Annotated in this window: 11 protein-coding genes; 3 read left to right on the top strand and 8 right to left on the bottom strand. The window is 57.2% G+C overall.

Annotated elements, in window-relative coordinates; translation table 11 throughout:
• Positions 1 to 18 precede the first annotated feature (18 nt).
• The gene (locus tag IEX01_RS14635; protein WP_024557812.1) at positions 19 to 309 is read left to right on the top strand and encodes an HTH-type transcriptional regulator; all 291 of its coding nucleotides are present in this window, start codon (positions 19 to 21) and stop codon (positions 307 to 309) included.
• 76 nt (positions 310 to 385) lie between these two features.
• On the opposite strand, the gene IEX01_RS14630 is transcribed toward IEX01_RS14635, so the two are convergent.
• The 4 genes from IEX01_RS14630 to IEX01_RS14615 all read right to left on the bottom strand — a co-directional run bounded on the left by IEX01_RS14630 (position 386) and on the right by IEX01_RS14615 (position 4,558).
• Positions 386 to 1,087 (bottom strand): hypothetical protein, encoded by a 702-nt coding sequence (locus IEX01_RS14630; protein ID WP_024557811.1) that lies wholly within the window; start codon positions 1,085 to 1,087, stop codon positions 386 to 388.
• A gap of 47 nt (positions 1,088 to 1,134) precedes the next feature.
• A complete protein-coding gene (glyS, locus tag IEX01_RS14625) occupies positions 1,135 to 3,204 on the bottom strand; it encodes a glycine--tRNA ligase subunit beta (RefSeq protein ID WP_188724086.1) in 2,070 nt (689 codons plus the stop codon).
• A gap of 9 nt (positions 3,205 to 3,213) precedes the next feature.
• Positions 3,214 to 4,125 carry a glycine--tRNA ligase subunit alpha gene (gene glyQ / locus IEX01_RS14620; protein WP_024554918.1) on the bottom strand — a complete coding sequence of 304 codons (912 nt, stop codon included), beginning with the start codon at positions 4,123 to 4,125 and terminating at the stop codon, positions 3,214 to 3,216.
• 118 nt (positions 4,126 to 4,243) lie between these two features.
• Positions 4,244 to 4,558 (bottom strand): YsaB family lipoprotein, encoded by a 315-nt coding sequence (locus IEX01_RS14615; protein ID WP_029589872.1) that lies wholly within the window; start codon positions 4,556 to 4,558, stop codon positions 4,244 to 4,246.
• A gap of 174 nt (positions 4,559 to 4,732) precedes the next feature.
• Here IEX01_RS14615 and IEX01_RS14610 point away from each other — a divergent pair, with 174 nt between their 5' ends.
• Complete coding sequence (locus IEX01_RS14610; protein ID WP_024560015.1) at positions 4,733 to 5,728, top strand: acyltransferase; 996 nt, start codon at positions 4,733 to 4,735, stop codon at positions 5,726 to 5,728.
• On the opposite strand, the gene IEX01_RS14605 is transcribed toward IEX01_RS14610, so the two are convergent.
• The 4 genes from IEX01_RS14605 to xylA all read right to left on the bottom strand — a co-directional run bounded on the left by IEX01_RS14605 (position 5,721) and on the right by xylA (position 10,186).
• On the bottom strand, positions 5,721 to 6,638 hold the full coding sequence (locus IEX01_RS14605) for a GlxA family transcriptional regulator (protein ID WP_024557807.1): 918 nt from the start codon (positions 6,636 to 6,638) through the stop codon (positions 5,721 to 5,723). The genes IEX01_RS14610 and IEX01_RS14605 overlap by 8 nt on opposite strands.
• On the bottom strand, positions 6,635 to 7,177 hold the full coding sequence (locus tag IEX01_RS14600) for an isochorismatase family protein (RefSeq protein WP_188724085.1): 543 nt from the start codon (positions 7,175 to 7,177) through the stop codon (positions 6,635 to 6,637). The genes IEX01_RS14605 and IEX01_RS14600 overlap by 4 nt, the downstream gene beginning before the upstream one ends.
• Positions 7,178 to 7,362: 185 nt before the next feature.
• Complete coding sequence (gene xylB / locus IEX01_RS14595) at positions 7,363 to 8,817, bottom strand: xylulokinase (RefSeq protein WP_048888739.1); 1,455 nt, start codon at positions 8,815 to 8,817, stop codon at positions 7,363 to 7,365.
• A gap of 46 nt (positions 8,818 to 8,863) precedes the next feature.
• Positions 8,864 to 10,186, bottom strand: coding sequence for a xylose isomerase (gene xylA / locus IEX01_RS14590; protein ID WP_024557804.1), 1,323 nt, complete (start codon positions 10,184 to 10,186; stop codon positions 8,864 to 8,866).
• Positions 10,187 to 10,567: 381 nt separating this feature from the next.
• Between xylA and xylF the strand changes: the two genes are divergently transcribed.
• A complete protein-coding gene (gene xylF / locus IEX01_RS14585; RefSeq protein WP_024557803.1) occupies positions 10,568 to 11,560 on the top strand; it encodes a D-xylose ABC transporter substrate-binding protein in 993 nt (330 codons plus the stop codon).
• Positions 11,561 to 11,612: the final 52 nt, after the last annotated feature.

Below are 11,612 nucleotides of genomic sequence, written 5' to 3'. Positions count from 1 at the left end.
ATGTACGAGGAGTTCTCAATGGAATATAAAGAGCCTATGGCTGAGCTGCTCAGCAGCCTTGAGCAGATTGTATTTAAGGACGTACCACCAAAAGTTACCCCGGCGCAGAAACCTAATGCCTTCTCAGAATTTGAAAAACTGCGTAAGAGCATGGGACTGAAAACGGCTGAACTTGCCCGTGTAATGGGCGTCAGCGTCGCCACGGTGCAGGAATGGGAATCAAAACGCGTAAAACCTTCCAGTACTGAACTTAAGCTGATGCGCCTGATTCAGGCCAACCCGAAGCTAAGTCAGCAGCTGATGGAATAATCCGGTCTGTTTGATTTGAACGTTTTAAAAAAAGTAAAAAAATAAACCCCGCCATCTGAAGCGGGGTTTTCTGTTTTTAGTAGCCGATATTAAGCACTTCCGGCACAGGATAGCGCTGCGTTTTTTCATCAAAAGGCAGCAACCAGCTTTTATTCATCGCTTCGCCTGCAAGTTTGCCTTTTGCCGTAAGCTTCATGTCCGGCAAACGTTGTCCGGCATGCATTTCGCCAAATCCCACCTTCACCTTCAGTTCATCCTGCTTGCAGCCCGCTTTTTCCGTGACATCGCAGAAGCCCAGGTTATCGGAGTACACCGTTACGGTCGCCACGTTGGCGATTCGCTCGCCAAGCCGAACGTAGTAACGCTCAAAATCCTGGGTGAAGCCCTGAAGCGAATAGCCGGTTTTCGTCACAACGCCCCACTGGTCGCCCATTCGCACCGCCTGCACGTCGCCAGACTGGCCGTAACGCCCGGCGCCCTGCTCGCCCGCCAGGCTTATCGCTTTATCCCCGGTCAGATACCAGATATCGAAATAGCCGCTGTCGGCGCCAGCGCTGTTAGCGTTATCGCCTTCGCCGCACATCACGAGGATTCGCTGCTGCGCGCTGATGGGCTTATCAAGACAGCGGCGATACACAAAACCCGGCGTATCGGCTTTGCGCCACTCCCCGACAGAGAGAGGCTGGTAGTGCTTGTTGATAAAGCGCGTTGTATCGTCCGCCGCGTACAGTGGCGCGCTGATGATCCCTGCCAGCGCCAGTGTTAAGGCTAATTTCATGTTATCCCTCACATAAAAAACCCGCCTTGCGGCGGGTTTCATCAGGCTTATTGCAGCAGCGAGATATCCGCCACCTGCAAGAATAGCTCGCGCAGTTTTGCAAGCAGCGTCAGGCGGTTGATGCGCACCTCGTGCTCTTGCGCGTTCACCATCACTTTGTCGAAGAACTCATCCACCGGCTCGCGCAGGGCGGCAAGCTCAATCAGCGCATCCTGGTAACGCCCTTCGGCGAAATAGGGTTGCAGCTTATCGCGCAGCACAACAAGGTTACCCGCAAGCTTAATCTCCGCCGGCTCTTTGAGCACCGAAGCGTGAACCGTCTCGTTCAGCGGTTCGGTCGACTTCGCAAGGATGTTGGAAACACGCTTGTTGGCGGCGGCCAGCGCAGCGGCCTCTTCCAGCGTGCGGAAGTGCGATACCGCCTTCATGCGAGCGTCGAAATCCGCCGGTTTGGTCGGACGACGCGCCAGCACCGCCTGGATGGTATCCACGCTGTGACCTTCTTCCTGATACCAGGCGCGGAAGCGGCCCAGCATGAAGTCGATGACATCATCCACCACGTTAGCATTGGTAAGCTTGCTGCCGTAGAGGCGCACCGCTTCTTCGGTCAGCGTTTGCAGATCGAGCGGCAGGTTTTTCTCAACGATAATACGCAGCACGCCAAGCGCGGCGCGGCGCAGCGCGAACGGGTCTTTATCCCCTTTCGGATGCTGGCCGATGCCGAAGATGCCCGCCAGGGTATCCATTTTGTCGGCAATCGCCAGCGCGCAGGCGACCGGGTTAGAAGGCAGGTCATCGCCCGCAAAGCGCGGCTGGTACTGCTCGTTCAGCGCAACCGCCACATCTTCGGCTTCGCCGTCGTGACGCGCGTAGTGCATCCCCATCACGCCCTGGGTGTCGGTAAACTCGAACACCATGTTGGTCATCAGGTCGCATTTGGAGAGCAGGCCTGCGCGGGTCGCGTGGTTAACGTCTGCGCCAGTCTGTCCGGCAATCCAGCCAGCCAGCGCCTGAATGCGGTCGGTTTTATCGCGCAGGGTGCCGAGTTGCTGCTGGAACAGCACGGTTTCCAGGCGCGGCAGATGGTCTTCCAGACGCTTTTTGCGGTCGGTATTGAAGAAGAACTCCGCATCCGCCAGACGCGGGCGCACCACTTTTTCGTTACCGGAGATAATCTGCTGCGGATCTTTAGACTCAATGTTCGCCACAAAGATGAAGTGCGGCAGCAGCTTGCCGTCGTTGCCGTAAACCGGGAAGTATTTCTGGTCGCCTTTCATGGTGTAGACCAGCGCCTCGGCAGGCACCGCGAGGAATTTCTCTTCGAATTTCGCCGTCAGCACCACCGGCCATTCCACCAGCGAGGCGACTTCTTCCAGCAGGCTGTCGCTTAAGTCGGCGTTGCCGCCAATCTGACGGGCCGCCGCTTCGGCGTCTGCTTTGATCTTCGCTTTACGCGCTTCGTAATCCGCGATCACTTTGCCGCGCTCCAGCAGGATTTCCGGATACTGATCGGCGTTCTCCAACGTGAATTCCGGCTCGCCCATAAAGCGGTGGCCGCGGATCACGCGGTCAGAATCGATGCCGAGCACGGTGGCGGGCACGACCTCGTCGCCCAGCAGCAGGGTGACGGTATGCACCGGACGCACGAACTGGACGTCGGAATCGCCCCAGCGCATCAGTTTGGGAATCGGCAGCTTAGCAAGCGCGGTGCTGACCATATTCGGCAACAGCGCCTGCACGCTTTCGCCCTTCACGTGGGCGCGATAAAGCAGCCATTCGCCTTTGTCGGTGGTCAGGCGTTCCGCCTGGTCGACGGTAATGCCGCAGCCTCGCGCCCAGCCTTCCGCCGCTTTGCTCGGCTTGCCTTCAGCGTCAAACGCCGCCGACACGGCCGGACCGCGCTTTTCCACTTCGCGGTCGGGCTGAGAAGCGGCGAGGCTCGCCACTTTCACCGCCAGGCGGCGCGGCGCCGCGTACCATTTCACCTCGCCATGGGCGAGGCCCGCAGCGTCCAGTTCAGCCGTGAAGTTCGCAGCAAAAGATTCCGCAAGGCTGCGCAGGGCTTTTGGCGGCAGCTCTTCAGTGCCAATCTCCACCAGAAAAGTTTTTTCAGACATGGCAGCCTCTTATTTATTCCTGTTGCACATCGGGAAGCCCAGCGCTTCACGGGAAGCGTAGTAGGCCTCAGCCACAGCTTTGGTCAGCGTACGGATACGCAGAATGTAGCGCTGGCGCTCGGTTACCGAGATGGCTTTGCGGGCATCCAGCAGGTTGAAGCTGTGCGCGGCTTTCAGGATACGTTCGTAGGCTGGCAGCGGCAGCGGCGTTTCCAGCGCCAGCAGCTGCTGCGCTTCTTTCTCGTACTGCTCAAAGCAGGTGAAGAGGAAATCCACATCCGCGTATTCAAAGTTGTAGGTGGACTGCTCTACTTCGTTCTGATGGAACACGTCGCCGTAGGTAGTTTTACCCAGCGGGCCGTCGCTCCACACCAGATCGTAAACGCTGTCGACACCCTGGATATACATTGCCAGACGCTCAAGACCGTAAGTGATCTCACCCGTAACCGGCTTGCACTCCAGACCGCCTACCTGCTGGAAATAGGTGAACTGAGTGACTTCCATACCATTGAGCCACACTTCCCAGCCGAGACCCCAGGCGCCCAGCGTCGGGTTTTCCCAGTTGTCTTCAACGAAGCGGATATCGTGAATGGTCGGGTCCATGCCCAGCTCTTTCAGCGAGCCCAGGTAAAGCTCCTGAATGTTGTCCGGCGACGGCTTGATGATCACCTGGAACTGGTAGTAGTGCTGTAAGCGGTTCGGGTTTTCGCCGTAACGGCCGTCGGTGGGACGGCGGGAAGGCTGTACATAAGCCGCCGCGATAGGCTCAGGTCCGAGCGCCCGCAGGCAGGTCATGGGGTGAGACGTTCCGGCGCCGACTTCCATGTCCAAAGGTTGAACGATGGTGCAGCCCTGGCGAGCCCAGTAATCCTGAAGCGTCAGAATCAGGCCCTGAAAGGTCCTGGTATCAAACTTTTGCATATAATTTCGCACGCGATACGAGTGGTTTTATAGGGAAGCGGTCAGTATACCCATTGACCGCAAGATATACAGCCCGGATCCGCGTACAAAACCCGGCTGTTGAAGGAAGAGTGAGGTGCTAGCGCATGGAAAGGTGTAAAAAGCGACCGTCGGCGTCAAAAGAGCAGGTAAATCCCTCTTCGCGAGCGGTGTAGCCGCGTAATTCATAGCTTCCCTGAAAAGTATCGAACCCGACGACGTTAACCTGCTGCGGCCCGGTGTTGTAACGGTGCGCGGCTTCCCCTTTGCACAGTTGCTCCATATCCAGCGAACGCGCCGCGGTTAAATGCGTCTTTTGCGCGTTCTGGGCATGCTGCGGCTCTGATTGCTGCATCATGCAGCCTGTCGTCAGAACGGAGGTCGCCAGCACCATACAGAGAAACCGCTTCGCCATTACTTGTTATCTCCATGTTAAAGTATCGACCTTTCCGCGTTTATGCCGTGGTCCGTCACAGAAAGGGGCCGCATTGTGCGAAACCCCGCAACCGCAGGCAACCGGCCAGCGCTAAACTCAGATTGTTCCGGGCGGATGACGCCACCAGAGAATAAAGATGGTACAGAGGATGGCATGCAGCAAAAAATTAACTGGATAGATAACCTGCGCGGCATCGCCTGCCTGATGGTGGTGATGATTCACACCACCACCTGGTACATCACCAATTCAGGCCAGGTCAGCGCCTGGAGCTGGGATTTAGCGAACGTGCTGAACTCCGCTTCGCGCGTCAGCGTGCCGCTCTTTTTTATGATTTCCGGCTATCTTTTTTTCGGCGAGCGCAGCGCCGGACAGCGCCACTTTCTGCGCATCGCGCTCTGTCTGCTGTTCTATAGCACGGTCGCGTTTATCTACATTTCGCTCTTAACGCCCATCAGCCCGCGGCTTTCGCTTATCTATCTGTTTCAAAAGCCGGTTTTTTATCACCTATGGTTTTTCTTCGCGATTGCAGTCATCTACCTGCTTTCACCGCTTATCTGCGTAAAAAGGGTCAACGCCACAACGATTCTGGGACTGATGGTGTTGCTGGGGGTCATCGCCAATCCGAATACCGTGCCGCAGGTCATCCACGAGGTGAAATGGCTGCCGATAAACCTGTATATTCGCGGCGATACCTTTTACTACGTGCTTTATGGCCTGCTTGGCCGGGCTATCGGCATGCTGGAGACGAAAAACGGCGTGGTCAGCGCGGTGGCGGCGTTTTTATTCGTATTATGCGTGGTGATGATTTCAACCGGCACCCATACGCAACTCGAAATCCAGGGTAATTTCTCAGATATCTTTTACATCTACTGCGGCCCGCTGGTGTTTATCGCCGCTATCAGCCTGCTGGTGCTGGTGAAAAATACGCTTGATGGACGCCCGCTGCCGGTACTCGGCTTTATTTCCCGCCATTCGCTCGGCATTTACGGCTTTCATGCGCTGTTTATTCATTTTCTGCGCACGCATGATATTGAATTCACCGCCTGGCCGGTGCTGGATCTCGCGTGGATATTCGGCGCGACGCTGGCCGGCTCACTGCTGCTTTCCGTGCTGTTGCAGCGCATCGATACCCGACGGCTGGTTAGCTAGCGCGACCGCGGGCGCGATGAAACTGGCGCGGCGAAGAGAACCCGGCCGCCAGCGCCGCCTGCTCGGTCCTTTGCCCTTGCAACAGGCACTGTTCCGCCACGGCAAGGCGCAGGTGCTCCAGATAATCCCGCACGCTAATGCCGAGGTGCTGCTGAAAAAGCCGCGAAAGATGGCGCGGGCTGACATGTACTTTTTCCGCTAATACGGGCAGGCTCCAGGCGCGCTGCGGCGCGGCCGCCAGCAGATCCTGAGCGCGATGAATGGCCGGATGAAGATGGTTGCGATAGCGCAGCCAGGGCGAAAGCTGCGGGTCGTCGCCGGAGCGGCGCAGCCAGACCACCATCTCTCGCGCCACCTCCAGCGCCGTCTGCGGCCCGCAGATCCGGTTAATCAGGTGCAGCGAGAGGTCAATGCCGGAAGTAATGCCGGCGCTGGTCCAGATCCCTCGGTCCTCGACAAAAATGCGGTTCTCCCGCACCAGCGCGCCCGGCGCGGCAGCCTTGAGCCGCTCCAGCACGTCGTGGTGCGTGGTGCAGGCGACGCCGTGCATCAGCCCGGCGCGGGCGGCCAGCAACGCGCCCGAGCAGATGCAGACCAGCGTAAGCTGCTGGCTGTGGATCTGCGGCTGCTGGCGCGTCAGCCAGCGGCGTACCGTTTCCGCCTGCGGCGTGGCGAACCAGCGGGCTGAATCTTCCGCGCCCGGCACCACCAGCAGGCTGCCTGCGGGCAGGTGCTCCGGCAGCGGCGCAACGCCGCTTATTTTCAGCCCGATCGAGGTTTCCACCTCTTCGTCCGGCCCAATATAATGCAGACGAAAGCGCCCGCCCGCCAGCCGCAGCGTCTCCGCCGGGCCGGTCATATCCAGCGCGAGTACCCCCGGCAACACCACAAACCAGACATCTGTCATCATGCAAGCTGCTCCAGCGTTTGCGCTACGGTGAGAATGGAAGCGAAGCGGCCCTGCAGCACCGTTTCGGTACGATGGCGCAGGGTTTGTGCGTCCAGCGTGACGCCCTGCCACGTCATCGGGAAAGTCAGCGTGGCTTCGCTAACAAACGTTACCTTATAGCCAAGGTCGGAAGCTACTCGCGCAGTGGTTTCGCAGCACTGTTCGGTGCGGATGCCAGCAATTATCAGATGATTAATATCGCGCCCGCGCAACCAGCGATCCAGTCCGGTGTCGGTAAAAGCGTTATGCACATGCTTATGAAAAGCGACCGCCGGACGATGGGTTAAAAAGGGCATCGGCGTAACAAAGCCGGACTCCAGCGTAAAGACATCGTCACCGTCGACGTGAAAAATATCCACTACCGGCACCTGAAACGCTTCGCAGCCGCGAATAAGCTCGTTTAGCGCCTGCTGAAAGGCCGGAAACTCCGTTTCCTGCCAGTAATGGCGGTGAAAGAAGGAACACTGGGTATCGATATTAAGCAATGCGCTACGTGTCATTTTCGGACTCCGGTAAAGGGGATTCGTAGCCATTGTGCGCGAGGTTCGCTGCCGGGAGCAGACCAGAAAAGGACAGAAACAGGCTGGTTCAGGACAACGAAAAAGCGCGCCTGCTGGCGCGCTTATACGACAAAAAAGGGGATTTTTAATCTCTCGCCTTCCGCGATACGCTTTCAGCCTCTTCGCTATGACATCAGCGGCAGCAGTTGCTGATAGATCTGGCGGAAAGTTTCCCGTCGCCCGGCATAGCGCTGATAGCGCTCGTTATCGGGCTGGTGTTGCTGCTCAAGCGACAGCTGCGGCAGAAGCTGGTGCAGGGATTGTCCGGGCGAAAGGGCGATTTGCGCCAGCCGCGCCGCGCCAAGGGCTGGCCCCACGTCGCCGCCGGTGCGGTAATCCAACGTTTTGCCGCTGATATCCGCCAGCATTTGCCGCCAGTAACCGCTGCGCGCGCCGCCGCCGATAAGCGTTACGCTTTGCGGCTCGATGCCGCAGGCATGCACTGCGTCCATGCCATCCGCCAGCGCATAACCTACCCCTTCGAGCACGGCGCGCGCCAGTTCCGCCGGGCCGTGCTGATGCGTCAAACCGAAAAAGACCCCTTTCGCCTGTGGGTTGTTGTGTGGCGTGCGCTCACCGGAAAGGTAGGGTAAAAACCAGATAACACCTGCATCGCCGCGCGCGTTTTGCGCCGCTTCAAGCAGCGCCGGCACGCTGTGAAAACCGGTTAGTTTCGCGGCCCAGTCGAGGCAGGAAGCGGCGCTTAACATGACCGACATCAGATGCCAGCGGTTGGGCAACGCGTGGCAGAAACTGTGTACCGCGCTTTCCGGCTTTGCGCGAAAGCCGTCACTTACCGCGAAATAGACGCCGGAGGTGCCGAGCGACAGCATCGCCTGGCCGGAATCCACCATGCCAACGCCGACAGCGCCCGCCGCGTTGTCGCCGCCACCCGCCACCACAGGCACGGCTGGCATGCCCCACGCCTCAGCCACATCCGCCTTCAGCACGCCGGTAATTTCGCTGCCTTCAAACAGCGCGGGCATGTTGTCGCGCGTGAGCCGGCACGCCTCCAGCATGACGTCGCTCCAGTCGCGCTTCGCCACATCAAGCCACATCGTGCCCGCCGCATCGGACATATCGCTGGCGAAGTCGCCCGTCATGCGCAGGCGAAGATAATCTTTTGGCAGCAAGACCTTGTCTACCTGAGCGAAAATTTCCGGCTCATGACGCTCCACCCACAGCAGCTTCGGCGCGGTAAAGCCTGGCATCATCAGGTTGCCGGTGATCGCGCGGGAGGTTTCAATGTTCGCTTCCAGCAGCGCGCACTCTTCGCCGCTGCGGCCGTCATTCCATAAAATCGCCGGGCGCAACACGCGCTGTTGCTTATCCAGCAGCGTGGCGCCGTGCATCTGCCCGGTCAGACCGAGCGCCTTGACGCCGCGCAGGCTCTGCTTAGCGCCCAGCGCTTTCATGGCGTCGTCCGTTGCCTGCCACCACGCCTGTGGATCTTGCTCAGACCAGAGCGGTTGCGGTCGCGACACGCTTAACGGTGCCGTATGCGAGGCCAACAGCGTTCCTTGCTCATCCAGCAGTATCGCTTTAACCCCCGATGTCCCGAGATCGATTCCGACATACATAGCGGCGACTCCTTAAAAAAGCGCCGCCTCGTGGCGGCGCTGGCTTTTATTTATCAAACAGATAGTGATTAACCAGGTTTTCCAGCAGCTCCTGGTGGCCACTCTGATGACGCGGCGCGAAATTATGCTGTTCAGCGTACTTCGCCAGCTCCGCGAGCGTCAGCTGCCCTTTCAAAATTTGCTGGCCCAGCTCACCATTCCAGCCCGCGTAGCGTTTAGCGACGCGCTTATCCAGCTCGCCCTCTTCCAGCATCCGCGCCGCAATCTTCAGCGAAAGCGCCATAGTGTCCATCGCGCCGATATGGCCATAAAAGAGATCGTATTTGTCGGTGCTCTGGCGGCGCACTTTGGCGTCGAAGTTCAACCCGCCGGTTGTAAAGCCGCCCGCTTTAAGGATTTCATACATCACCAGCGCGTTTTCCTCCACGCTGTTGGGGAACTGATCGGTATCCCAGCCAAGCTGCGGGTCGCCGCGGTTGGCGTCTACCGAACCGAAGATGCCGAGCGCGATAGCCGTGGCGATTTCATGATGGAAGGCGTGACCCGCGAGCGTGGCGTGGTTCGCCTCGATATTAACCTTAATCTCTTTTTCAAGGCCAAACTGCTTGAGGAAGCCGTAAACCGTCGCGACGTCATAATCATACTGGTGCTTGGTCGGTTCCTGCGGTTTCGGCTCTATTAACAGCGTGCCGCGAAAGCCGATTTTGTGTTTATGCTCGACCACCATCTGCATGAAGCGGCCAATCTGCTCGCGCTCCTGACGCAGGTCGGTGTTGAGCAGCGTTTCATACCCTTCGCGCCCGCCCCACAGCACATAGTTTTCCCCACCCAGTTGATGCGTGGCGTTCATCGCCGTTACAACCTGCGTTGCCGCCCAGGAGAAAACTTCCGGATCCGGGTTGGTGGCGGCCCCGGCGCCGTAGCGCGGGTTCGTAAAGCAGTTCGCAGTGCCCCACAGGAGCTTCACGCCGCTTTGCTGCTGCTTTTCCGCCAGCACGTCGACCATCTGCGCAAAATTGTTCAGGTATTCTTTCAGCGATGCGCCTTCCGGCGAGACGTCCACATCATGAAAGCAGTAATAGGGCACGTTCAGCTTGTGAAAGAATTCAAACGCCACGTCCGCTTTGCGTTTCGCAAGCGCCAGCGCGTCGCCCGGCTGTTGCCACGGGCGGTCAAAGGCGCCCACGCCGAACATATCCGAGCCATTCCAGCAGAAGGTGTGCCAGTAACAGGCCGCGAAGCGCAGGTGCTCCTCCATGCGCTTGCCCATCACCTTCTCGTCAGGATTGTAGTGGCGAAACGCCAGCGGGTTGGTGGTCGTCGGACCTTCGTAACGCACGCGCTCAAGTTGGTCGAAATAATTTTGCATAATTGACTCCGTAATCAGGGACCGTTCCAGCGAGGATGGCTTTATCCTGGAATTACCTTTCGTTCTGCTCAATTACGTTATTTCACACTGCGATTAAGAGAATACGCAAATGTGCGGCGGCTCTCAAAATAGCGTGCAAAATGAAATAAACATCTTCGAGGCTTATTCCACTTTTTTGAAATTGCGCTATGCATTGAAAAATGAAATTCGATCGCCGTCATAAAAGCAAAAATAAACAAAAAATCATAATCAGAAGATAAAAATCTGTAATTGATAACAGGCGAGTCTGCGCTAAAAATTGCCAGCGTCTGAAAGTATCTCTTTGCCTTTAGCTTTAATGGTTGTACGACCTTTCTCACCCCTACTACAGGTATTAACGCTATGAAAATGAAAACCCTACTCGTTACCCTGTGCGCCTCGCTGATGCTTTCGAGCTTCAGCGGCATCGCTAAAGAAGTTAAAATCGGCATGGCTATTGATGACCTGCGCCTTGAGCGCTGGCAAAAGGATCGCGACATCTTCGTCAGCAAAGCGGAATCGTTAGGCGCGAAAGTTTTCGTACAGTCGGCCAACGGCAACGAAGAGACGCAAATGTCGCAAATTGAAAACATGATTAACCGCGGCGTGGATGTGCTGGTTATTATTCCCTACAACGGCCAGGTATTAAGCAACGTCGTGGCGGAAGCGAAACGCGAAGGAATTAAAGTTCTCGCTTACGACCGCATGATTAATAACGCCGATATCGATTTCTATATCTCCTTCGACAATGAAAAAGTCGGTGAATTACAAGCTAAAAGCCTGGTCGACAAAGTGCCTCAGGGAAATTATTTCCTGATGGGCGGCTCGCCAGTAGATAATAACGCGAAGTTATTCCGCGCCGGGCAAATGAAAGTATTAAAGCCTTATATCGATGAAGGCAAAATTAAAATTGTCGGCGATCAGTGGGCCGATGGCTGGCTGCCGGAAAACGCGCTGAAAATCATGGAAAACGCGCTGACGGCCAACAACAACAAAATTGACGCGGTGGTCGCCTCCAACGACGCCACGGCGGGCGGCGCTATTCAGGCGCTGAGCGCGCAGGGACTTGCGGGCAAAGTGGCTATTTCCGGGCAGGATGCGGATCTTGCGGGCGTGAAGCGTATTATCGCCGGCACGCAGACCATGACGGTTTATAAACCTATTACGCAACTTGCTAATACCGCGGCGGAAATAGCGGTAGAGCTTGGCAACGATCAAAAACCGAAATCGGACGCCACGCTCAATAATGGTCTGAAAGAGGTGCCGGCGCGCCTGTTAACGCCTATCGAAGTGGATAAAAGCAATATCGAAACCACCGTCATCAAAGATGGTTTTCATAAGAAAAGCGAGCTTTAACCTGGCGGCGCTCATGGTTCGCCATGGGCGCTTTGCTGCTGTCTGAACGTCG

This window comes from Franconibacter daqui, assembly GCF_014644275.1.
GTDB classification, from domain to species: Bacteria; Pseudomonadota; Gammaproteobacteria; order Enterobacterales; family Enterobacteriaceae; genus Franconibacter; species Franconibacter pulveris.
Note: the sequence above shows the minus strand (reverse complement) of the source record. Positions and strands in the feature narration are given on the sequence as shown.

What these genes read in the sequence shown, in the direction of transcription:
- IEX01_RS14635 (WP_024557812.1), top strand. Translation starts at nt 19, where the DNA reads ATGGAATATAAAGAGCCTATGGCTGAGCTGCTCAGCAGCCTTGAGCAG.
- IEX01_RS14630 (WP_024557811.1), bottom strand. Translation starts at nt 1,087, where the DNA reads ATGAAATTAGCCTTAACACTGGCGCTGGCAGGGATCATCAGCGCGCCA.
- glyS (WP_188724086.1), bottom strand. Translation starts at nt 3,204, where the DNA reads ATGTCTGAAAAAACTTTTCTGGTGGAGATTGGCACTGAAGAGCTGCCG.
- glyQ (WP_024554918.1), bottom strand. Translation starts at nt 4,125, where the DNA reads ATGCAAAAGTTTGATACCAGGACCTTTCAGGGCCTGATTCTGACGCTT.
- IEX01_RS14615 (WP_029589872.1), bottom strand. Translation starts at nt 4,558, where the DNA reads ATGGCGAAGCGGTTTCTCTGTATGGTGCTGGCGACCTCCGTTCTGACG.
- IEX01_RS14610 (WP_024560015.1), top strand. Translation starts at nt 4,733, where the DNA reads ATGCAGCAAAAAATTAACTGGATAGATAACCTGCGCGGCATCGCCTGC.
- IEX01_RS14605 (WP_024557807.1), bottom strand. Translation starts at nt 6,638, where the DNA reads ATGATGACAGATGTCTGGTTTGTGGTGTTGCCGGGGGTACTCGCGCTG.
- IEX01_RS14600 (WP_188724085.1), bottom strand. Translation starts at nt 7,177, where the DNA reads ATGACACGTAGCGCATTGCTTAATATCGATACCCAGTGTTCCTTCTTT.
- xylB (WP_048888739.1), bottom strand. Translation starts at nt 8,817, where the DNA reads ATGTATGTCGGAATCGATCTCGGGACATCGGGGGTTAAAGCGATACTG.
- xylA (WP_024557804.1), bottom strand. Translation starts at nt 10,186, where the DNA reads ATGCAAAATTATTTCGACCAACTTGAGCGCGTGCGTTACGAAGGTCCG.
- xylF (WP_024557803.1), top strand. Translation starts at nt 10,568, where the DNA reads ATGAAAATGAAAACCCTACTCGTTACCCTGTGCGCCTCGCTGATGCTT.